General features: G+C 65.6%; 24 protein-coding genes and 1 pseudogene. 14 read left to right on the top strand and 11 right to left on the bottom strand.

From position 1 onward, the window contains the following. Window positions 1-37: 37 nt before the first annotated feature. From MSM1_RS08010 to MSM1_RS07995, 4 genes are all read left to right on the top strand, one after another. Window positions 38-1,102 (top strand): cobalamin-independent methionine synthase II family protein, encoded by a 1,065-nt coding sequence (locus MSM1_RS08010; protein ID WP_213440958.1) that lies wholly within the window; start codon window positions 38-40, stop codon window positions 1,100-1,102. A 672-nt stretch (window positions 1,103-1,774) separates the two neighbouring features. Beyond that, window positions 1,775-2,161, top strand: a complete 387-nt coding sequence (locus MSM1_RS08005) for a hypothetical protein (protein ID WP_213440957.1) — start codon at window positions 1,775-1,777, stop codon at window positions 2,159-2,161. Window positions 2,162-2,389: 228 nt separating this feature from the next. Beyond that, a complete protein-coding gene (locus MSM1_RS08000; protein ID WP_213440956.1) occupies window positions 2,390-3,997 on the top strand; it encodes a multicopper oxidase family protein in 1,608 nt (535 codons plus the stop codon). A gap of 2 nt (window positions 3,998-3,999) precedes the next feature. Next, window positions 4,000-4,743, top strand: a complete 744-nt coding sequence (locus MSM1_RS07995) for a hypothetical protein (RefSeq protein ID WP_213440955.1) — start codon at window positions 4,000-4,002, stop codon at window positions 4,741-4,743. 167 nt (window positions 4,744-4,910) lie between these two features. Here the strand turns inward: MSM1_RS07995 and MSM1_RS07990 are convergent, their stop codons facing one another. Next, window positions 4,911-5,492 carry a hypothetical protein gene (locus MSM1_RS07990; protein WP_213440954.1) on the bottom strand — a complete coding sequence of 194 codons (582 nt, stop codon included), beginning with the start codon at window positions 5,490-5,492 and terminating at the stop codon, window positions 4,911-4,913. Between the two features lie 73 nt (window positions 5,493-5,565). Next, a complete protein-coding gene (locus tag MSM1_RS07985; RefSeq protein ID WP_374101666.1) occupies window positions 5,566-7,923 on the bottom strand; it encodes a TrkA family potassium uptake protein in 2,358 nt (785 codons plus the stop codon). A 756-nt stretch (window positions 7,924-8,679) separates the two neighbouring features. Here MSM1_RS07985 and MSM1_RS07980 point away from each other — a divergent pair. After that, window positions 8,680-8,988, top strand: coding sequence for a hypothetical protein (locus MSM1_RS07980; RefSeq protein WP_213440953.1), 309 nt, complete (start codon window positions 8,680-8,682; stop codon window positions 8,986-8,988). A 223-nt stretch (window positions 8,989-9,211) separates the two neighbouring features. On the opposite strand, the gene MSM1_RS07975 is transcribed toward MSM1_RS07980, so the two are convergent. From MSM1_RS07975 to MSM1_RS07960, 4 genes are all read right to left on the bottom strand, one after another. Then, entirely contained in the window at window positions 9,212-9,730 is a 519-nt protein-coding gene (locus tag MSM1_RS07975; RefSeq protein ID WP_213440952.1) for a hypothetical protein, read from the bottom strand. An 88-nt stretch (window positions 9,731-9,818) separates the two neighbouring features. Further along, a complete protein-coding gene (locus tag MSM1_RS07970) occupies window positions 9,819-10,643 on the bottom strand; it encodes a hypothetical protein (RefSeq protein WP_213440951.1) in 825 nt (274 codons plus the stop codon). A gap of 251 nt (window positions 10,644-10,894) precedes the next feature. Beyond that, complete coding sequence (locus MSM1_RS07965; RefSeq protein WP_213440950.1) at window positions 10,895-11,182, bottom strand: hypothetical protein; 288 nt, start codon at window positions 11,180-11,182, stop codon at window positions 10,895-10,897. Next, entirely contained in the window at window positions 11,179-11,961 is a 783-nt protein-coding gene (locus MSM1_RS07960) for a ParA family protein (RefSeq protein ID WP_213440949.1), read from the bottom strand. Before MSM1_RS07960 ends, MSM1_RS07965 begins: the two co-directional genes overlap by 4 nt. A 124-nt stretch (window positions 11,962-12,085) precedes the next feature. On the opposite strand from MSM1_RS07960, the gene MSM1_RS07955 reads away from it, so the two are divergent. The 4 genes from MSM1_RS07955 to MSM1_RS07940 are packed head-to-tail and all read left to right on the top strand — an operon-like array spanning window position 12,086 to window position 13,918. Continuing rightward, window positions 12,086-12,400, top strand: coding sequence for a hypothetical protein (locus MSM1_RS07955; protein ID WP_213440948.1), 315 nt, complete (start codon window positions 12,086-12,088; stop codon window positions 12,398-12,400). Beyond that, window positions 12,397-13,260, top strand: a complete 864-nt coding sequence (locus MSM1_RS07950; protein ID WP_213440947.1) for a hypothetical protein — start codon at window positions 12,397-12,399, stop codon at window positions 13,258-13,260. Before MSM1_RS07955 ends, MSM1_RS07950 begins: the two co-directional genes overlap by 4 nt. An 8-nt stretch (window positions 13,261-13,268) precedes the next feature. After that, window positions 13,269-13,556, top strand: coding sequence for a hypothetical protein (locus MSM1_RS07945; RefSeq protein WP_213440946.1), 288 nt, complete (start codon window positions 13,269-13,271; stop codon window positions 13,554-13,556). Window positions 13,557-13,600: 44 nt separating this feature from the next. Further along, the gene (locus MSM1_RS07940) at window positions 13,601-13,918 is read left to right on the top strand and encodes a hypothetical protein (protein ID WP_213440945.1); all 318 of its coding nucleotides are present in this window, start codon (window positions 13,601-13,603) and stop codon (window positions 13,916-13,918) included. A gap of 192 nt (window positions 13,919-14,110) precedes the next feature. On the opposite strand, the gene MSM1_RS07935 is transcribed toward MSM1_RS07940, so the two are convergent. The 4 genes from MSM1_RS07935 to MSM1_RS07920 form a co-directional block, all read right to left on the bottom strand. Beyond that, window positions 14,111-14,662, bottom strand: coding sequence for a recombinase family protein (locus MSM1_RS07935; protein ID WP_307857306.1), 552 nt, complete (start codon window positions 14,660-14,662; stop codon window positions 14,111-14,113). Beyond that, on the bottom strand, window positions 14,659-14,889 hold the full coding sequence (locus tag MSM1_RS07930) for a hypothetical protein (RefSeq protein ID WP_213441685.1): 231 nt from the start codon (window positions 14,887-14,889) through the stop codon (window positions 14,659-14,661). Before MSM1_RS07930 ends, MSM1_RS07935 begins: the two co-directional genes overlap by 4 nt. Before the next feature lie 295 nt (window positions 14,890-15,184). Continuing rightward, a complete protein-coding gene (locus MSM1_RS07925) occupies window positions 15,185-15,724 on the bottom strand; it encodes a TraM recognition domain-containing protein (RefSeq protein WP_213440944.1) in 540 nt (179 codons plus the stop codon). Window positions 15,725-15,894: 170 nt separating this feature from the next. Next, window positions 15,895-16,164 carry a type IV secretory system conjugative DNA transfer family protein gene (locus tag MSM1_RS07920; RefSeq protein ID WP_213440943.1) on the bottom strand — a complete coding sequence of 90 codons (270 nt, stop codon included), beginning with the start codon at window positions 16,162-16,164 and terminating at the stop codon, window positions 15,895-15,897. A 67-nt stretch (window positions 16,165-16,231) separates the two neighbouring features. On the opposite strand from MSM1_RS07920, the gene MSM1_RS07915 reads away from it, so the two are divergent. From MSM1_RS07915 to MSM1_RS21640, 5 genes and pseudogenes are all read left to right on the top strand, one after another. Then, entirely contained in the window at window positions 16,232-16,522 is a 291-nt protein-coding gene (locus tag MSM1_RS07915) for a hypothetical protein (RefSeq protein WP_236054797.1), read from the top strand. Window positions 16,523-17,322: 800 nt separating this feature from the next. Beyond that, entirely contained in the window at window positions 17,323-17,685 is a 363-nt protein-coding gene (locus MSM1_RS07910; RefSeq protein WP_213441574.1) for a helix-turn-helix transcriptional regulator, read from the top strand. Continuing rightward, window positions 17,682-17,831, top strand: coding sequence for a hypothetical protein (locus tag MSM1_RS07905; RefSeq protein ID WP_213440924.1), 150 nt, complete (start codon window positions 17,682-17,684; stop codon window positions 17,829-17,831). The genes MSM1_RS07910 and MSM1_RS07905 overlap by 4 nt, the downstream gene beginning before the upstream one ends. Before the next feature lie 685 nt (window positions 17,832-18,516). After that, window positions 18,517-18,795, top strand: a pseudogene (locus tag MSM1_RS22665) (reverse transcriptase N-terminal domain-containing protein); the annotation flags it as partial. Window positions 18,796-19,048: 253 nt separating this feature from the next. Continuing rightward, the gene (locus MSM1_RS21640; RefSeq protein WP_307857345.1) at window positions 19,049-19,258 is read left to right on the top strand and encodes a reverse transcriptase domain-containing protein; all 210 of its coding nucleotides are present in this window, start codon (window positions 19,049-19,051) and stop codon (window positions 19,256-19,258) included. An 87-nt stretch (window positions 19,259-19,345) separates the two neighbouring features. On the opposite strand, the gene MSM1_RS07895 is transcribed toward MSM1_RS21640, so the two are convergent. Next, window positions 19,346-20,203 carry an integrase core domain-containing protein gene (locus MSM1_RS07895; protein WP_307857305.1) on the bottom strand — a complete coding sequence of 286 codons (858 nt, stop codon included), beginning with the start codon at window positions 20,201-20,203 and terminating at the stop codon, window positions 19,346-19,348. Window positions 20,204-20,208 lie beyond the last annotated feature (5 nt).

Genomic DNA, 20,208 nt, shown 5'->3' with positions numbered 1-20,208 from the left:
TAGTCCCGGGGAAAGAAACGTATCAGGAGGTAACGCCATGGCTATCCCTACTGAGCCGATTGGCAGCATTCCCCGGCCTGCATGGCTCATCGAGGCTGGCCGGGATCTGGCCGCCGGGCGGATCGCTGCGGACGCCTATGCCCGGCTCGCAGAGGTTGCTGTGCAAGAGACCATCAGCCAACTCGAGGCCGCGGGTTCGCCGGTGGTCGTTGACGGGGAACAGGCCAAGCCAAGTTTTGCAACCTATCCGCTGGCCGGCCTGGATTCGCTCGCCGCAGATGGGGTCACAATCCCGTTCGCAGATGGGCACACCCGGCAGCTTCCCCGACTGACGGCTGGCCCATTCCGATACGCCCGGCACGCCGATGGGTACTTGGAGCTGGCGCTACGGTACGCACACGTCCCGGTCAAGCAGACGGTGATTGCCGCGTCCATGCTGAGCCTGCTGTATCCCCCCGACGGCATTGACGGCTACCCTCGGGAGGAGTTCCTGGCCGATCTGGTCCGTGAGGCGGTCACAGACATCCGCGGTGCCCTGGAGGCGGGTGCGCACAGCGTGCAGATCGACTTCACCGAGGGCAGACTCGCGCTGAAGCTCGACCCCTCCGGACAGCTGTTGCGGTCGTTCATCGACCTGAACAACCGGGTACTGGCCGACTTCCCGGCAGAGCAGCGAAAGCGGATCGGGGTGCACACCTGCCCGGGCGGTGACCAGAACTCCCCCCACAGCGCCGACGTCGACTACGCCGGCCTGCTGCCGGAGCTGTTCACCCTGAACGCGGGCGCGTTTTACATCCAGTTGGCCAGCGAGCCGGACCGGCCCCGGGTGTTGCGCCTGATCGCCGAGCACGCCAGGCCCGAGCAGCGGATTTTCGTCGGGGTTATCGACCCGATTACCTCGCGGGTCGAGACGGCGGAGGAGGTGCGCGACCGGGTGCTGGAGGCCGCGGCATTCATCGAGCCGGGTCGGCTGGGCACCTGCGATGACTGCGGGTTCGCGCCATTCGGCGACGACACGTCCACCACACGGGAGACCGCGTTCGCGAAGATCCGCGCCCGGGTGGCCGGCACCCGGCTGGCGTCCAGCGAACTCGGCCTGTGAACCTCTGCGAAGAGTCCGCGGGAAAGAATCGCATCTCAGAATCTCATCGCGCACGACGGACGCCGTAGCTCAGCTCTCAATCCTTTCGGTGTCACGGTCTGCCGGCATCACTCAATCACCAATGCCGTTCTCATAGAGCCAAATCAGCACGATATTGCACCACCCCTCGCAGATCGCGATCGACGGCAGGCGTGCTGCGAGCGTCGCCGCCTCAACGCCCTCCTCTGGGAGGGGTTGCGCCACACGCGCAGCTAACACGCGGCAAGCAAGCTAATCGATCTGTACTGCCGAACTGTGACGCGCCGTGTCCGCTCGATAGCTGGTCAGCCGGCTCCCAGAGGTCGCAATCAAGGAGCTTGGATCGCGACACCATTAACGTCGCCCCTTGGGCGGCCGATGGCGAGTGCGCTGTGGGCAATGTGTATGAGGCTTCCGCAGTGTGCGGCCACCGCGCCGCCGCGGGAAACTGTCGGCGCGGCGACACATTCAGTGCGGGCTTCTTGACCCAGTGGTGGACTCGACGAACCATCGGCTCTGCCAGGCACGGGCGGTCGGAGTCAACAGCCGCAGCTGGCGGGGTGTTGTCAAAGCAATGTTCCGGTCGATGGCGGCAGGTACGCCGTGGGTTGGGCGAAGCGACTTTTCGAAAGGAGCACGATGAACAGGAAAACGGTGCTGACGGGCGCGCTGGCCGGCATGATTGGCGGGATGGTGATGGCCATGTGGTCGATGGGCGTGTTGTGGATCACCCACTTGGGATTTTGGGAAGCGCTTAATCTCATCGGCCATACCTTCTGGCGGGGCGCGCCGCTGGGTCCGGAATTCAGTTTCGGTGCCGCCATGCTCGGCTTCATCGTGCACATGATGATGTCGATGGTTCTGGGTGTGGTCTTCGTCCTCGGGGTACACCGCTTCCAGGCCAACGTTGCGTCGCTTGCCGGGCTGGGTATGGCCTTCGGGCTCGTCTGCGCCTGGCTGCGGAAACCCGCAAACGCTCCCGATCGGCTTCGCGTTACTAACACTCCCTGTGACAAGAGCCAGGTCAGGCTTCCTCGATGAGTCTCAGAAACAAGTGGAGGTTCTGATGGGCCTAGCGAGGCAACGAGTAAATGACTGGCCGCCGGTTCGCGACTCCCGTGTGGTGCCGCCGCAACGGGCGCGGTATGCGACGAGGGTGGCTGCGGTTGCCGAGCGTGCAGAGTATCGGCGTGGGTATGCACGGTGCCACCACACTGCCGACATCGCTAGCCGGAAAAACCCGTGAACCGCAGGAGGTTTCTGGCTCTGATGGCGGCGACGGGTGCCGCGGGCGTGCTAGGCAACGCTTCGGTTCCGGCGCATGCCGGCGGCGAAGAGCTTCGGGATCTTCCCGAGATGGCCAGCGAGAACGGCGTCTTGGACACCGCGCTGGACATGGTGACCAAACCGGTAGAGCTCGGTGGTCGTCAGTTGACCTTGGAGACATACAACGGCCAGTTACCGGGACCGATCTTGCGGATACGGCCGGGTGACAACTTACGGATTCGGCTCACGAACCAGATGGTTCCGGTGGGAATCCCGACCAATAACGTGCTGATGATCCCGTATTGCGCCGCCAAGTCCAACGACGCGCGTTATGACACCCGGCGGGCCTGCGTCCACGATCTGTGGAACAAGTGGGAACGGGCGGGCACCATCCTGCAGCAGGATGTGATCACGAACCTCCACACTCACGGGCTGCAAGTGTCGCCCGAGGATCCAGGGGACAACGTTTTCCTTCGATTAGACCCACCATTTTCGCACCAGTACTCCTACGACATTCCCAAAGACCAGCCGGCCGGGCTGTACTGGTACCACCCGCATTACCACACATCGACCGCCCATCAGGGCTGGAACGGGCTGGCCGGCCCGATCATCGTCGAGGGCGACATCGACGCCGTGCCCGAGATCGCCGAAATGCGGGAGCGAACCATCGTGATCAACGAGCTATTGATCGCCGACGACAGCGGCGAGTCCCCGTACACCCCGATCATCCCCATCGTGGGGCCGGTGCCGTTCGATACCATCCCCGCGGTGCCGGCGGCCATGTACTACCCGCTCAACGGCCAGTTGATCCCCGACATCACGGTCCAACCGGGCGAGGCGCAGCGCTGGCGGGTTCTCAACGCGTGCCCGCACCGATCGATCTGGCTGCACATTGAGGGCCACACCCTGCAGCAGATCGGCACGGACGGAATTCCTTACCGCGCACCGAGAACCCGCCAGCACATCATGCTGTCATCAGCCAACCGGGCCGAGTTCATCGTCAAAGCAGGCGAGCCGGGCCGATACCGGGTCTACGCCAAAGCCTACGACCAGGGCCACCCCGGCGGCCCGCGCCCCTATCTGCCGCTGGCCACTTTGGTGGTGCGCGGCAAACGGGTCGACAGCCGGCTGCCCTCGACGCTGGTGCAGCCGCCGCGGATGCCGGACTTGCCGGTGGCCCGACGCCGGAATCTGGTGTTCTCCGGCGACATCACCGGGCGTACCGGCTTTGGGGTGCAGTTCCTCATCGATGGCAAGGAGTTCAACGCGGAGCGCATTGACCAGGAGGTCGAGGCCGGCACGGTCGAGGAGTGGACGATCATCAACGAGGACATCTTTCAGCACCCCATCCATATCCATGTCAACCCGTTCCAGGTCTTCGACGTCCAAGGCATCCCGCCCGGCGACAGTAGTTGGAACACCGAACCGGATATCTGGTGGGATACGTTCCGGATACCCCCGTTCGGCCGGTACACGTTGCGCACCTATTTCCGCCCGGATGTGACCGGCAAGACCGTCTACCACTGCCACATCCTGCCCCACGAAGACCGGTCGATGATGGGCACCCTGCTTATCGATCCCCCCGGGGGCTATCCGCGGGGGGAGTCGTGACGATGCGCCGCCCACTGTTGATCACGGCGGCGGTGCTCAGCGTGTTCGCCGTCGGCCCGGCTACCGCTGACCCGTCTGAGCTGCCGTTGCATAACCAGGGCCGCTACGTTTTCAACCAGCAGCACCGGGACAACCTGAGTTGGTGGAACCGCACCTGGCTTCCGCAGCTGGTCCCCAAAGGGGCCCTGCTGGAAGTGCAGCTGCCCAGTGACCCGATCCGCTGGATTCCCTACGGCGAACCAGATTGTCAGCCCAGCCCGGGCTGGGATTGGGCCGAGATCAGCGGCTCGTGGTACCCGGGCGGGCCCCCGAGGCACCGGCGTGTGACGGTGGAACTGGAAGGCCAGCACACCGTGCCCAACCCGGATCGTTACCGGGAGTCAGCCAACCCTTACGAACTGCCAGGGGTGTATATCCCTGTCGAGAAACGGGTGCTGGGCAGTTCGGCCATCACGGTGTTCGACTATCGACTCGACCCAGGCCCAGCCGATGATTATTGGGCTGGCAGGGGCTTGGCGACTATTTGCCTGCGCCCCGACCCGATCCCCGAGGACGTGCGAGTGCTGGGGTTTCCGCCTGACACGCCGCCCACGTATGTGCTGACCCTCGTCGTCGGCGTGCGACAGGCCTCATACGGGGGCGGGCTGCCGCCGACCCCGCTTCCCCCACCACCGGAAGTGCGTCCCGAGCCGGATGCGCCGCCGGAACCTAATGCACCCGCCACAGGCCGACCCGGCGGGGTATGAGCCAAAGCCGATCACGGGGATGTCCGTGATCCCGGAGAAGGCTTGGTATTTCAGGGGATTCGCGGGTGGAAGGTAGACAAGCCGACGGCGGCCTTGCTAAACAACACTGTCCGGGCGGTGGTGTTCCCCGTTGGGGCAAATTAAGTCCGCGTCAGGTCGTCCCGGCGTCAAAGGGCCGGGTAATTGGGCGAGGCGGTCGGCGGGCTGGCGGCAGGGTCGGAGTCCCGCGTCACGTCGGCGCGGGCATCGCCACGGGCATTCGATGGAAAGGAGGTGTCGGTACACCACCACGCATCGCAGAGTTTCGCCCACCATTGAGGTAGCGGTAGCGGTGCGGCGCCGCAGGCCACCACGCCGTAGGTGTTCGGGTCACCTTGCTCGCCCGGACTCGACGCGACGAATTGATCGACCAGAGCGGCGATATGGTCGTCCACGTCGATCTCACAGTGCACGTTTCCCGAATACGGCCATGGGATGCTCACCCGCATGCCCGCCTTATTCGGCTCGGCCATCATGGTGTTGGCGATGAATTCGCGGCCGGTTGCGCTCAACGGGGCGGTCGCCGCATACGTGTCGTTGACCATGTAGATCGCCCGGGCGCTGGAGATGGGCGAGTCGACGCGCGCAATGTAGGTGATGGTGTGCGGGTTGTGCGGGTCGGCCAGGGCGTTCGCCGACGTTAACTGCGAGCCGACCATGGCGCACGCCACCGCGGCGACCGCGATCCCTCTGTGCGCGATCGCGCTCATGAACGCCAACATTACGCTCCGCCTCCCTTTCTGTTTGCCTTTCTGTTTGCGCCACCGCGATAGCACGCGGTGATCAACGCCGGACGCTGATTTTTTCGTCGTCGTCGGGACGCTCATCGCCGGTGTCGAACTGCTCGGGGGGCTGGCCTTTGCGCAGTGTGTCCAGCAGTTCCCGATAGGGGCCGACGAGGTAAGCGGTGTCGCCGGCTTTAAGCACGGCGTCGGGGCCTGGGTGTAGCTTGACCGGTGCATCCGGGCAGGTGATCGCGATGACGCGGCTATGGGTGGACAGTTCGAACATCCGCAGCCCATCGAGTTCGCTGCCCTCGGCCACATGTATTGCGCCGACCACGAAGCAGCGCTGCCCGACCGAGAAGGTCTCGAGCACCTGTAGGCCCATCGCGGCGCCGATGAACCACGGCGCTGCCAGTTCGACGGTCGAGCGGACATTTTCGAAACCGAACCGATGCGCCACCGCCAGGCCGAGCGCGCGGTCGAAGATGCGCAGCACTATCGGGACGTCACGAAACCGGCTGACCTCGGCTATCCGCCTGGGGCCCAACATCTCGCGCAGCACAATCCCGATCTCAGTGCTGGTCATGTCATCGCGGGTGGTCACCGCCACCGCGCGGGCGCGGTCGAGACGGGCCGCTTCCAGCGTCGCAGCCAGTGTCGCGTCCCCGAAGATCACCGGCACGTCGAGTTCGGCCGCCGACTCCAGGAAGCGGTTGTTCTCGTCGCGCTCGATCACCGCGACGTCGTATCCCGCGGTAGTCAACTCGGTGACGACGCGGATGCCGAGCGGACTCAGCCCGACCACGATGATGTGGTTATGCAGGTGGTGCACGCGGCGGCGTCCGGCCGAACGCACGAAGCGGCGCGACAGCAACAGGTCGGCGACGAATGCGACCAGAAGAGCGGTGGTGGTCACACCGGCGAACATCATCATGGCGGCATAGAGCCGCAGCCAGGTGGGTTGGTGCAGGAAGCTGTAGTCGCCGTAGCCGGTTGTCGTGATCGTTTCGGTGCTGAAGTACAACGCGTCCACCCATGTCATCCCCGGATGACGCTCGTAGGTGAAGCGCAACAGGACTGTTGAGCCGACCAGTAGGATAAGCACGGCAGTCATCGTCGGAAAAAACAGCGGATTCATGTCGTCGCGCAGGATGCGCGCGGCCTCGAGCACTCGCCGCAGCCGAGACCGGGGTGCCCGCGTTCCGGTCGGCCTCGGGACTTCGATGCCGCGGGCGGCCAGCTCGTCGGCGGTGCCGATCATCGCCGTCCAGTCACCGGCGTGTACCTGCAGATCCCGCCCTGGGCAGACCACCACCTCGCCGGGGGTGGAGGATTTATCACCCCGGATGACCGCCACTGGGGCTAGGTTGCCGTGGATCTCGCGCAGTGTTGCGTCACGCGGCGCTGCCGCGCCCCAGACAACGAAATCGATGCCGGCCGCCTCGAACGGGTGCGTGGTGCGCGCCAGACATGCCTCGATGATCGCCGGCGCACCGAGCTCGGGAACATCAAGTATCGCGCCCGGGCCGTTGTCAACCGCCACCGCTGTGCGCAGCACGTCATTGCCCAGTCGCGCCACCACGCGCACATCGGGGTTGGCTTGCCTTGCCAGTAGTGCGTGCCGCGCGGCGATGCGCAGCCGATCCTGGGCGCTAAAAGCATTGGCCTGCCGCCACTCCCACGGCATCGCGACCTGGCAGCGATGCAGCATGACACCGAGATCGGGCGCGGCGGATTTCTGGAGGTCCACGCTGACCGGGCGCGCGCCCACCGCGGCAGCCCAGTCGATCACCTGCGCCAACGGCGCTGAGCCGGCGATGGCCAACACCCGCTCCCCCCGCGCGGCAATCTGACGCGCTTCAGCGTGGCGCACCACTACCTCGAGCGGATTGGCGCCGCCAGCGGCCGCGGTCTTCTCCCAGAGTTCACGTCCCACCACCGGATCAGTGACCGCAAGCCGCACATCCTGTGGGATACGCACACCCAGCGGGATATATGAGGCGCCTTCGCTGGTGGCTAACCACGCGGTCACTGCGCCGGTTCGTTCCCAGATCAGCGACACCGCAAAATGAATTGGGATGTAGCCCCTGATTTGAGCGAGCATCGCCGCGATCACGTCACGGCCAGCATCCATCGCTTGCTCAAAGAGCTCGTCACCGGTGGCGCCGTCCGCCCCGATTGAAGCAAGTCGGTTTTGGGGCATCGCATAGGGGGCCGCCGCCGCACCCGGCGACGAGCCCGCCACCGGCCCGGAGCCACCGACGGGTTGTGCGGCGGCCGGTGTTATCGGCGCCAGGCCCGCGGTCGGCGTACCACCTAGCGGCGCCGCGCCGCCGCCCGCCCCTCCAGGCAGGGGCATCATCGCCATCGGGGCACCACCCGCAGCAGCCGGGCCCGCGGCGGCTGGGGTGGTCATGGCAGCAGGATTCGGCGCAGCCGACGCTGCTGCTTGTGCCGCCGTCGCTTGCGCCGCCCCGGCAGCAACGTTTTGCGCAACCTGGTTACCCGCGTTCGCAACCGCGCCAAGCCCATTCGCCGCGCCGCTGATCGCGCCGGAAGCCATCCGCGCCGACGTCTCCGCAATACCACTACCCAAGCTCGCCAAACCGGGGGCCTGACCGGCCCCACTGGCAGCAGCGCCAGCACCGGGAGCAGCACCGACACCAGGCGCGTCGGCCGCGTTGGGACTAGCCAACGGACTCCCCTGCGCAGCAGCAGGAGTCGCCCCAGGATTACCGAAATTACCCAAACCGCCCGCACCCGAAGACAAAGGCGACCCCGCCGCCGGCGACGAGCCCCCACCCGACGAGATCGGCCGCATCATGTGACCCACCAGCGAACCCGGACTACCCGCCGCCGGCCCAACCGTGGACGGCTCAGACGCTCCCGGCCCCGACTGCGACGAGGGCGCGGGGCGGTCAGCGCTGGGCGGCGCGGACGCCGCAGGGTGCAGCTTCTTCGAGTCAGGTCCTTCGTCAGCTTTGACTGTGCTGTTGTCGGGTGCAAGCTTTTCTGATGCTCGTGTTGTGCCGTCGTTCTGGACAGTGTTGTAGTCGTAGTCGACGGGTTGGATTCCGGGAGGTGCCGCGGGCACAGTGCTGGATGATCCCGTCCCGGTGGACAGGGGGCGGCTGATGCCGGCGTCAGCGGCGGCAGGCCGCGCATCAGGGTCGTGACCTCGCCGGCCGCGCGCGCATCGGTCGCGGCCGCCTCAGCTCTGGCGTCGGCGACAATGATCCGCTCGGTCTCGGCCAGCTCGGCCCTGATCGCGGCGATCTCGGCGGCCGCGGCAGGCCTGGTCGCCGCGTCGGCTTCACGGACGGCGGCCGCGGCGCGGGCTTTGGCGATCTTGCTCTCGGCGTCCATCACGAATGTCCAGCAGAAGATTTTTCGCCGCCATGAGTTGATCGGCCGCGCGTTGGGCCCGATCCGCAATGGCCTGGTACACGTTGTAGCGGTCCCACAAGGCGTCTTCGCGTGAGCGGATCACATGCATAACCGATTCGATGTAGTCGCCTGACGTCGGCGCGACCATTTCCTTAATGTCGGCTGATTTCCCGCCAACTCGGCTCCGAGTTGGCGTGCAGCCGCCTTGAAGGAGGCGGCATACGTCGTCCATGCCGCCTCAGAGGCCGATGGCCAGTGGCCTTCCAAAATGGCCTCGGCGTGCTCAGTTCTGGGCATCTCCAACCAGCCGGCGGCGCTCATCGCGGAGCCAACCGATCACAGAGCACGTCCATGGTGTCCGAGGACTCTTTCATCACGTGGTAGTTATTGCCGTTCGCGGGGTCGAACGTTTTGTAGCCCGTTGCCAGGGCGCGCAAGGCCGCGGCCGCGGCCGCCGCCGACTCAGCGAGAATCGGGGTGGCGCCTGGTGCGATGCCCGCCGCAAGCGTCTCACCGGCCTGGCCGTACAGCTCGGCGGCCCGCTGCACGCCCGCTTTCCACGCCGGATTGGCCTGCACCGCAGGGTCCAAAATTGTGAAGCCCTCCGGGATTATGGCCTGCGCCGCCGACGCCGCCTTGATCTGGTTTCCGGCCGCAACCCAAGCCTGGCAGGTTTGGCGATCGGCCTGGGCGGCGGGCAATGCAGACATGACCGGCGTGGATGGCTGTGCGGTTATGCTGACCGTGGAACCTGTTGTGACGCGGGCTGGGTCGCGGGTCGTGATCGCGGTCGCGGTGACGATGCTGGCGATCGTGGCCGCCAGAGCTGCGCTCACCGTTGCGGCTCCAAGCGTGAGCGGCCATCGCCGCCGCGGCGGCGACGCCAGGGGCGGCGTAGGTGGCCAGCCGGGATGCGCGGGCGGATTAGTGCTCATGCCTTGATCCTTTCTCGCCGCGCTGGCACCGCGTAAAGCCGTTCACCTGGTTGGAGATACGCGCGCTGGCCGCCAGTACTCCGGTAAATGCTCGTGAATGAGGATCATCGGCGCGCCCGTGATAACCGGCTATGCGCTGGCGATCGCCGCAAGCATGCGGGGTGCCGAGTAAAACAGCTTGTATCTCGAATCGTCGTGGGCAGAACCAGGTTTCGGTGATGCGGCTGCGGTACCAACCGCGCCAATCCTCGGCGTCGCCCCCGGCGGCCAACCCGGCCCGGTACGACGCCTCGATGGCGTCGAGGGCGCGGGCTTCCAGCACAGCGTCCAGCCGGGCGGCGTTGGGCCGATCAGCGGCGGGAATTGCCATATCGCTCAGCCACCGTTTGACGCGGAATTGGTGTCGCTGTAGGTCGTTGGCCGCCAGCTGCCAGGCGGTGAGCCAGCGCCGCCAGTTACCGCCCGCTGCGCCCGGCTCCCACGGCGAACGTGGTGCGGTGGCGACCTCGTAGATCGCCAGGGCGTCCGCGTCGAGCAAGGCCGGGTCGGTTGGGCGCGGGAAACCCGCGGCGTAGTGCGCATCAGGGCTCAACGTGTCGCGCCAGGCGGGGTCAAGCAGCCCGGAACGGGCGTTCATCAGCACAAGTCCCCACGCCGAGCCCGTGGTCTGGTAGTGCTGCAAGGACGCTCGCCACTGGCGCTGATTGGCTTTCAGTTCGGCGACCTGCGCGTGGTAACGCCGCCAAAGGTCGTCGAACGTGGCGCGCAACTCGCTGCCGGGATCGTTGTCGCCGAACTCCTCGGGCTGCCCCATAACTGGCACTGGGGGGCCGGTGGCGCTTCGGCGGCCGCCGGCGGGGCGGCCGCCATAGCGGCCAGCGAGGCGACTACGGCGAGCAGCGCCGCGGCTCGTGGTGCGTTCGTCATCATTGGATTGTCTCTCCGGTCTGGGACATCTGCGCTAATCGCGCTTGGGTCTGGGTAAATCTGCTCGGTCGGCTCGTCGTAGAGGTCTTGGCAGGCGGCGCGCAGTATTTTGGACTCATGTGCCGCCGCGAGGCTGCTTTAGCAGCCGTGTTCGCGCAGCCACGTATCGATTGCGGCGTCGGTGATTGAAGCGATGCTGATGGATCGGTCGCCGGTTTCGTAGCGCAGTTTGTCGACGGCTCGGCTGAGCCGGTCCTTAACGGAGGGGCGGATCCGCACGTTGTGCTGTTCGGTGAGCCGTTCTTGTGTCGTCGGCGTGGCCGGCGTGGCTGGGGGGCCTGCCTGCTGCAGGCTGGTGTGGGGGCGGTCTGGGATGGCATCGGCCGGGTGAGTGCGGGTGATGGCGGGTTTGCGGGTGGTGGTCATGCGGGTGGTCCGATGGTGATGCCGAACTCGCCGATCAGGTCGTCGTAGGCGACTTGCAAGCTGAGGGATTTTCCGCCGCGGTATTTGTGGATCGGCACTTCGGCGCTGTGGGCGTCCTGGCGGGCCCCGAGGTCGGGGATGGCGGTTTTGGCTTCCAGATCGCCGTAGGCCGCGCGCAGTTCGCGTTCGCGGTCGATGGGCTCGCCTTTGTTCTGCCGGCGAGAAATGATGATCTTGGCCAGCTCTAAGCGGGGGTTGGGCCGCAGTTTGACTTTCTGCACGGTGGTTTCGAGCCGCGTAACACCCTTGACGGAGTCTTTGGTTGGTTCGGTGATCGCGTAGACGTCATCGACGGTCAGCAGGACCGCAAAGAGCAGTTTTCCCAGGCTTGGCGGGCAGTCGAAAAGGACGGCGTCGTAGGCGGATAAGTCCAGGCCCTCGAAGGCAACGTCGAGGCGGAAAACCAGGTCGGAAGCACCGCTGGATTCGGCATGAGACAGATCAAGGTGTGCGGGGATCAGGTCGATGCCATCCCAGTCTGTCACCACGACAGCCTCGATGGCCGATCCCGGTTGAGTCCGGTCCATGAGATCCGCGGTGGTCAGCTGATCATCGGTGGTGTACACACCGAGGCCTTCGGTGGCGTTGGCTTGCGGGTCCATGTCGACGACGAGCGCTTTGCCGCCCCGATTGCTGATCGCGCTGGCCAAACCCAGCGTTGTCGCGGTCTTGCCGACACCACCCTTCTGGTTCGCGAGCGCATGCCGATTCCGCTGCATCCAACTCCCTCGCCGCCGCTAGGCTAGCGATCCTCAGGCGATGTCGCCCCGCGGCGCCGGTGCGATAGCGGCCGGTCGGATTTAACCGAGCGCGCCGCAAGGGTGCGACTGTTACGCTTCCGGCGTGAGTGCTGGTGTCCGGGTGGTTCCCGCCCAGTTGCGGGTAGTTAGCACCGGCTGGGATGCGCAGCTGGGCGAGCTGTATGCCGCGCCGCCGGGGTTGGCGGCGCCGGTGGTTGCCTGGCCGTCGATGCTGTCCTGCGCGGGGCTTAGCGGCGCCGCGCAGGCCGTCACCGCCAGGCTGCACACCCGCATCACCGCCACCGCCGCCGGCACACGGGCCGCAGCCGGCGGCTATGAAAGCATGGATAGCCAGGCGGCGGGCGAGGTGAAAACCGCGATCACCACGATCAGCGGCACCGACCGGAGAACCACGTGATTCCCTCCCAGTCGGCGCTGCGCGCCTATGGCGTGTCGCATCTGATCGAGCACGCCGCGTATTGGCGGGAGCTGGCCACCCGCCGCCGCGATGTGGTGGGCGCGATCACGGCCCAAGCCGACGCCCTGGATTGGCAAGGCCAGGCCGATGAGGCGATGCGTGCGGCGATGGCCGGGCACCTGCGCGACGCCGAGCGGCAGGCCGGGCAGCTCGATGCCGCCGCCCAGCGCGCCGAAAACGGCGCCAGCGTGCGCCACCAGCAGCAGCAAGCCATCCTCTCGGGGATCGAGCAAGCCCGCCAGCAAGGCTTCGCAGTCGGTGAGGACTGGTCGGTCACCGACGCCATGTATGCGCCCGGCTCCATCGCCTGGTATGCCCGCCAGCCCACCGCGCAGGCCATCGCCACCCAGCTGCGCACCCAGGCCGGTGGTTTCGCCACCCGCGAGTATCAAACCGCCACCGACATCATCACCGCCGCCGGGGACTTCGGCGGCGAAGGCACCATTCACCGGCACATCCAAGCCATCGACAACCACTTCAAAACCGATGGGCCACCGCCCGCGCCACCACCACCGAACCCGCCGCAAACCGGCGAACCAATCAAACGCCAGCTCGTGCACACCCCGCCACAAGTGATCACCATGCCGGCGCCGAATGTGTCGAAGAATACCGACCCGCTCCCCAATTGCAGTGTCGGCGACGAGGCTGCGATTCTCGGCGAAGCAGTCGCTGGAGCTGTCGGAATAGGGATTGGCGTGACTGCCACACCGTTCACCCTGGGGGCCGGCGTCTTACCAATCCTTGCCGGTCTGGCTGGAGTCGCTGACGCAGCAAACGATATTGGCAAATGTGGGGGATGAAGATAATAGTGATGATCGTTGTTCTAGCAGCTGTTGTTGCGCTCGGTCTTATTGGCGGGCTGGCGCTGGCTAAGACTGTCAAGAACCACGCCGGGGCCAATACTGCTGAAGCATCGCGACGTTCACACTTACTGAGTGCCTACGCAATGTTGTTGATGGCGGTCACTTTCGTTATCAAATCGGCTATCGTAAACGATAGTTTTCGATATTTGTTAACCCCACTCGCCGTAATATTGGTCGTCGTCTCACTGGCGATGCTACGCAAGAACAGAGTGAAAAGTAATCCACATGACTAAACAGCGGTTTATAGGCCCCCGCTAGCTAATTTCGGTGCTCCCACATGACCTACGCGCCCAATGGTGAGGCCGGCTCGGCGCTGCCGGAGCTGCCGGAGGGCATGCGCTGGATGGTGTTGGTGGATGGGCGCCAGATCGCGGTGCTGCTGCTGGAGAACGAGATGCCGGTGGCTTCCGCGACGGAGGTCCTGGAGCGAGACACCGAACTCGACTATGCCCACCAACACCTGGACGCGGTGGAGCAGGTGTGTCGCCGCTTGGCGGCCGAGGCGCTGCACCAGTGGGGTTTTCTTCATGGTTTGAAAAACAAGCTCGGGCCCGGTGTCGACGTGCGAATGAGAATCGTCGACTGGAACCGCTAACCACACCCGCGAATCGGGAGCACCCGGTGTGTCGAAAACGGTTGTTTTTGCGACACTTTCGGCTGGGGTGCCCCGACCTGCGCTGCTGCGCTGCCAGCGGTGTGCCGCAATCGTGTACCGGAACTGTCCCAGCCGGTGAAGGGTTTTGGCATCTTGCCCCTCCCCGCGCCTGTGGGCGTCAGCGCACCCGCGTTATACGCCCCTGGCCAGTGTGCGGTAGACGCTGGAGCGGGAGATACCGAGTGCGCGGGCGATGTGCGCGCGGGGCGCGCCGGCGTGGTCGAGCTTGCGGACCGCCTCGAGGATGGCTGTGTCGAGCCGGGGCCTGCCGGGGGTGCGCCCGGCAGCGCGGGCGGCGGCCACCCCGGCCGCCGACCGCTCGGCGGCCAGTGCGCGCTCGAAGTGGGCGACCGCGGCGAACACGTGAAACAGCAGCCGCCCGCCGGCGCTGCTGGTGTCGATGGCCTCGGTCAGCGAGCGCAGCTCGATTCCGCGGGCCTCCAGCTCGCCGACAATTTTCAGCAGGTGCGACAAGGAGCGGCCCAGCCGGTCCAGCCGCCACACCAACACCACATCACCGGGGCGCGCGTAGCCCAGCAGCGCGCCCAACCGCGGGCGGTCGTCTCGGCCGCCCGACATGGTTTCAGTCCAGATACACTCCGCCCCAGCCGCTTTCAACGCCTGAATCTGCATATCGGGGTTTTGGTGCGCGGTGGAGACCCGCGCATAGCCCAAAACGCTCACCGCAGCGCGGCGCTGTGGTCGAAAACCTCCGCCAGGGCCGCCAGGTTGGCTTTAAAGTCGCGGTAGGCGGCCTTGCGCTCGGCGTCAGTCGCGTAATTCGCGCCGTAACGCGCCAGCCACCCCGCATCCGCGCCCACCAGTGTCTCACCGCGGTATGACACCGGACCCAACCGGCCCACCAGGGCCGGGCGGGAGGCGAAAGACCGTAGGTACTGCGCTGCTGCCACCAGGGATGCAATGTGATGAGTTCCCAGCCGCGGGTCGACCAGTGCAGGCCGCGGCCGGGCGGGACGCCGGTGATGTCGGCGACGGACAGCACGGCTTCACGCGACGTGTGATACGTGAGGCCCGCGTCGTGGTTGGCGGTGGTGATGGGGCCCAGCCAGCAGGTTGGGCTGACGCTGCGGCCGGGTTGGCCGACCGACACCGACATCCGGTCGTACTCGCCCGACATTCGGGACAGCATTTCGGCGGTGGCGCGGTCGGCCATCCCGGGCAAAGCCAGCTTCTCGGGAAACAACGTCAAAACCCGTCCGCGGCGTCGCCCCAGCGGGCCCGGGCCTGGGAAAGGTCTTGAAAGGCCACCACGCAGTGCAAGCCTTGCCCACCGGCTTCGCTGATGACATTGGGCAGCGGGATCGGGGCGGTGTTGGCGGCCTCATCCAACACGAAGGTGACTGGCGTGGTTTGGGTTTCGCGGACGAGGTCCACGGCTTGGCGGCGGTGATACTGCGCCAACCGGATCGATTCAAGGAAGCCTGCGATCAGTGGGGCGTAGTCGCGTTGCCGATCAACGGCGGCGGTGATGTACACCGCGTCGGTGCTGCGCACGAAAGCGTACACGTCGAAATTCGGGTCGATCCCGGCGCGCAGCGCCGCCGAGGACGTGTAGATGTTCATGATCCGGCCCAGGGTGGAGGCGATCGATTCGCGTTCTTTGTCGGGCACGCTCAGCAAGCAGTCAAGCAGGCTCGCCGCGATGTCGGCGCCGTCGAGGCCGTCCTGCTGGGCGACGATCAGCACGGCCTCGACCTCCGGGCCGCGGCGGTGGGCGACACGCACCAGCGTGCCAGGGCCGGCAGGTTCCCGCCCAGGTGTGACAGCTTGGCGGCGAACAGCAGCACCGAAAGCCAGGTTTCAGCGCGATCGACCCAATGGTCGCTGGCGTGCGATGCCCCGGCACCACCGCGGGCCGGGCCGGTCAAGCGGGCCGCGACGCTGCGCGCATCGTCTCAACAATGCATGTCGCACAACGGATTCCAGCGCAACCCGATCAGACCGGCCGGCGGTGTGCCCCCAGGGTCGAACAGCCAGCATTTGCCGCGCAGGCTGCGCGTGACATGGGTGGCGGCCAGCACTTCGGCTTTGATGCTCGTTGAGACCACCGCCGCCGGCGCGAACGCCACCGACGGCATGATCACGCCTTGGGTCTTGCCTGATCCCGGCGGCCCGATCACCAGCGCCGCGCCGCGGGGATCGGCGGCGACGATCCCCGCGGGCATTGTGGCCGAAAAACCCGCCCGGCAACGAAGGAAGGTTGCTGGCCACCGAACCGTTACGACGACCGGGTTGGGCGCCCTGGCCGGCGGCGGCCGCGGCGGATTTGCGGCGCTGACGGTGCGCGGCGTGCCACCCGTAGAAGCCGAGCAGGTAGGCCTCCGCAATGCCGGTGATGAGGTAGGAGACGAGCCAGGTTTCTTCGAGGGCGATACGGTCGCCCATTGCGGTCCAACGCTGAAGGGCGAGTTCGCCCGCACCCTGAATCTCACCGATGTGCATATCGGATGGGTGTTCACCCGCACTGTGCGCAACAACGCCAACACCCACATCCTGGGCGCTCTGAAGGCTGGAGCCAGCTGACCCCGATTTCGCGGGCATTCCTACGTGAGACAAGGACCAGATTTCGCCGGCATATTTACATGAGGTATTACGATCTTTCTTGGCATACGGCTCACGCTATCTTCCCCAGTGACCTACGCGACGAGCAGTTGATCATGGGCGGACTGGTCATGACCGGGTGGTGCGTCAAACCAGTTGCATTCAGAGAACCCGGCGTAACGGGAGCGGCGAGAAGTAGCAGTGTGTTGTTGATGGCGAGCTCCTCGACGGCTCCGAAGCTACACCGCCGAGCATCCGACACCGTGGCGTCTAGAAGTGCTGTCGCGCCATCTGTGGCCTCAACAGGTTCCCAGCTGACCCGTCGTCTGATCTGAAACCGATCATCGGAGGCAGCTATTTCCATAGTCGTCCATCATTATGGGTACGAAAAGCATTCGGCCCGTGGTGTTCTTCGACGGCCAGCTAAGTCTGACGATGCCCGAATAGACACTGCCTGCAAGAGTCGTTCACTGAGGCGAATCCCAGATTCCCGCCGGTACCTGCACCAGATGACGGTTGTAGGCAAGCACGTCGGCACAAGCTCTCACCAAGCAGACGTCAAAGCGTCAACCGTCACAATGCCACAACGACAGCGCCGACAACCACTATTCTACCAAGCCGGTTTGGTATCGGCCTCCGGCGAGACCAGACTGCCCCTTGAATTTGTGGAATTTATGCGCCTAACGTCACTGTAGTTTTAATATCTGTTGTTCCGGATCTCTCGTACTGATGGCCTGTGAGTGAGGTGACCGTAGGTGAGCCGACGTAGCGACTCCAGCGTGATGCTTTTGCCCGAGACCGACAGCGGAGTGGAGATGGTAGCCAAGTTCTTCCGGGCCCTGGGCGAGCCAGCGCGGCTTCGGCTACTGGAGTTCCTGCTACGCGACGAGCACACGGTCAGCGAATGCGTGGCGCACCTGGGGATGTCGCAGGGCCGGGTGTCGTCGCACCTGGCATGTTTGGCCGACTGCGGGTATGTGCAGGTCCGCCGCGCCGGGCGGTTCGCGCATTACACGGTGGCCGACCCACGGGTGGCCGAGTTGGTGTTGTTGGCGCGGGCGTTGGCCGCCGACAACGCGGCCGCGTTGGCTGAGTGTGTGCGCATCGGCCTGCCGCCTAGACGTCCATCTGCGCGGCAGCGGTGACCAGCGATAGGTACGGCTCCCTAGGCGCCGGTGGTGTGGTGGCGGTCCTGCGGCCGGTGCTGGCAGCCATCGCGTGTTGCGTGGTATCGGCGTTGCTGGCTGCGGAGGCGCCGGGGGTGCTCGACGCACAGCCGCTCAGCGGCTAGCTGATCGCGGCCGGCGCGCTCGGATTGCTGGCCGAGCTGGGCTAGCGCCACGCCAAGTCAGCCGCGTTGGCGAGCGAGCTGATCCGCCCTGCTGCTTCCAGGTCGTGTCGCAGCGTCCGGCGCAACCGGCAGCCGAAGACCGTGGCTTGCGCGCGAGGGTTTGATCCGACAGCGCGGATCGACCGCCGATACAGGGTGATTCTCAATGATTTTGGTAAGCCGCTGCGGCCTGAGGCCCAGCGGGTTGATGTGCGGTGTGGTCGCGCAGCATGACCTACCGGACGTTGAGGCAGGCCAGGTGGCTTGGGCGTGGATTTTGCGTTGGATGCGTTGCGGTTGTAGCAGCGGGCGATACAGCGTTGGATCGGATGCTGGTTCGTGCCCAGACATCAGGCGCGCAGGCGTCGGTTGTAGCGGCGCGGGATTTAAGATTGTCGCTAATGCGCCGGGAGTCCGCGCACCGGAGCAGATCAGCGACGTTGGCGAGGCTATCGGCGTCGTTGTCGCCAATTTCGGTGTCAAGGGCCAGCACCTGCTGGCTAGCCGGACCACCATGGCGGCAGCTCAAAGCGCCGTTGCCCAAGACGCGAAGGCCGGTGGCCGAAAGCCAATGGGAAACCCGCGGCAGTTGTGATCGACACCTCCGTCGATCGTCGCGGCATAACCGACCGGACACCGACCTGATGTGGCCGGGCCTGTGAGGTTGTTGACGTGGGCAGGCGAGCCGTTGAACAAACTGGGGACCGGTGGTCTTGCAAACCATAGGGGCGAGTTGGACATCGTCGAGGTGAACGGACCCGAGCATGTCAGCGTCGTGGATTGGTTCGCCGTTGACTGGCGCCGGCACGAGGAGAACGTAGCGAGGTTGCGGCGCAGGATTTTCAAGGCGACGCGGGAGGATGACTCGACCTCGGTCCGGTCGCTGCAAAAGTTGATGCTGTGGCCATGGTCGAACACTTTGGTGAGTGTTCGACAGGCGAGCCAGCGCAATGCTGGGCGTCGAACGGCCGGGATCGACGGGAAACCGCCCTGTCGAGCGAGGCCCCCGCGGATGTGGCGGTGCGCGTGCGTCGTTTGCGTTCGTCGTGGGAGCCGGTGCCGGTTCGGCGCGTGTATATTGCGAAGGCCAATGGAGAACAGCGCCCACTTGGTATCCCCGCTTGGATGGATCGGTGCCACCAGGCGCGGGTCGGTAATGCGTTGGAACCCAAGCGGTAATCCTTATTCGAAACCCGTCCTGCGGGTTTCGTCCCGGGCGCGGCTGTGCCGACGCGATCGGCGCCCGTATCCTACGCTCGCCACGAGCCAAACGGGTGTGGATTTTGGATGCCGATCTGTCGGCCGCGTTCGATCGGATCGATCACTCTTGGTTACTCGAGGCGCTCGGCGGGCCCCCCGCGCGAGGGCTGCCAACTGTTGGGGGTTGAGTGGTCGGTAGTTGTCAGCGGTGTGACGTGTGTCTGACTTAATGAGGCATTCGCGGTTCGAAATACCCAGCCAAGAGTGGTCCGTGATCATGGTTGGGTTTCCTTCAGGTGTCGACGGTAGTCGATGCGATCGGCGCGTGCCCGGGCGAGCCCGTCGCGGCGGGCTTGGCGAATGGCGTCACCGCGTCCTTCGTGTTCGTCGCATGGGGTGACGTAGCCGATGGCGGCCGAGAGTCGCACCGTGTTGTAGTGGATCTGGACGCGGGCGAGTTCGGCGTCGAGTTCGGCACCGTCGCGGATCTTCTCCAGGTGTGGCCATTCGCCCTTGAGGTGTCCGAACAGGGTCTCGATCCAGGCTTGGTCTTGGGGCGCTCCGGGTCTTCCGAACTGGCGGGCGATCGCTACGCCGGCCAGGAACTCGCGGGTGGTGTGTGAGCGCATTTGCGGGCCGTTGTCACTGATCGCCAGTAGCAGTGGCCGGTCGCCGTCGGCGATGGCCCGGTCGATGACCTCGGCGTCGCCGTCGACGAGTGCCTTGACGAGCGTGTCAGTGGCGGCCAGGTCGGCGGCGTGCCACAGGTCCTTTTGTTGCAGGGCGCGAAAGAAGGCGATCTCGACTTGGGTGGAGGATTCCTCGGCCGAGCACACCGTGGTGATCCACTTGCGGGAAACGACGTCGATGATCGCGATTGCGGCGCGTTTAGCACGCGGGAAGTGCGTGAAGTCATAGCCCCAGATCCGGTTCGGTTTCCATTCGAGCCAGTCCGGCCACGGCTTGCGCGGCGTGGGTTCGCGAGGCGGATTTCCTGGCAGCACAAGCTGTTTAGCCAGCAACACGCGTTGCAGCGTCGACGGCGACACATGGACCACACCGATCCGTGACCCGCGGTGCGCGAGCTTACGGTGCGACCGGTCGGTCTCAGCCCACTGCTCGAACAGCTCCACGATCG

This window comes from Mycobacterium sp. SM1, assembly GCF_018361265.1.
Classification (GTDB): domain Bacteria; phylum Actinomycetota; class Actinomycetes; order Mycobacteriales; family Mycobacteriaceae; genus Mycobacterium.
The sequence above is the reverse complement of the archived record's forward strand: the minus strand, read 5'-3'. Positions and strand labels throughout refer to the sequence as shown.

Excerpts from the sequence above, each read along its gene's own strand:
- MSM1_RS07970 (WP_213440951.1), bottom strand. The coding sequence starts at position 10,643 with ATGGGGCAGCCCGAGGAGTTCGGCGACAACGATCCCGGCAGCGAGTTG.
- MSM1_RS07940 (WP_213440945.1), top strand. The coding sequence starts at position 13,601 with ATGACCTACGCGCCCAATGGTGAGGCCGGCTCGGCGCTGCCGGAGCTG.
- MSM1_RS08010 (WP_213440958.1), top strand. The coding sequence starts at position 38 with ATGGCTATCCCTACTGAGCCGATTGGCAGCATTCCCCGGCCTGCATGG.
- MSM1_RS07995 (WP_213440955.1), top strand. The coding sequence starts at position 4,000 with ATGCGCCGCCCACTGTTGATCACGGCGGCGGTGCTCAGCGTGTTCGCC.
- MSM1_RS07910 (WP_213441574.1), top strand. The coding sequence starts at position 17,323 with ATGCTTTTGCCCGAGACCGACAGCGGAGTGGAGATGGTAGCCAAGTTC.
- MSM1_RS08000 (WP_213440956.1), top strand. The coding sequence starts at position 2,390 with ATGGCGGCGACGGGTGCCGCGGGCGTGCTAGGCAACGCTTCGGTTCCG.
- MSM1_RS07990 (WP_213440954.1), bottom strand. The coding sequence starts at position 5,492 with ATGAGCGCGATCGCGCACAGAGGGATCGCGGTCGCCGCGGTGGCGTGC.
- MSM1_RS07985 (WP_374101666.1), bottom strand. The coding sequence starts at position 7,923 with ATGACCACCCCAGCCGCCGCGGGCCCGGCTGCTGCGGGTGGTGCCCCG.
- MSM1_RS07960 (WP_213440949.1), bottom strand. The coding sequence starts at position 11,961 with ATGCAGCGGAATCGGCATGCGCTCGCGAACCAGAAGGGTGGTGTCGGC.
- MSM1_RS07965 (WP_213440950.1), bottom strand. The coding sequence starts at position 11,182 with ATGACCACCACCCGCAAACCCGCCATCACCCGCACTCACCCGGCCGAT.
- MSM1_RS07920 (WP_213440943.1), bottom strand. The coding sequence starts at position 16,164 with ATGCCCGCGGGGATCGTCGCCGCCGATCCCCGCGGCGCGGCGCTGGTG.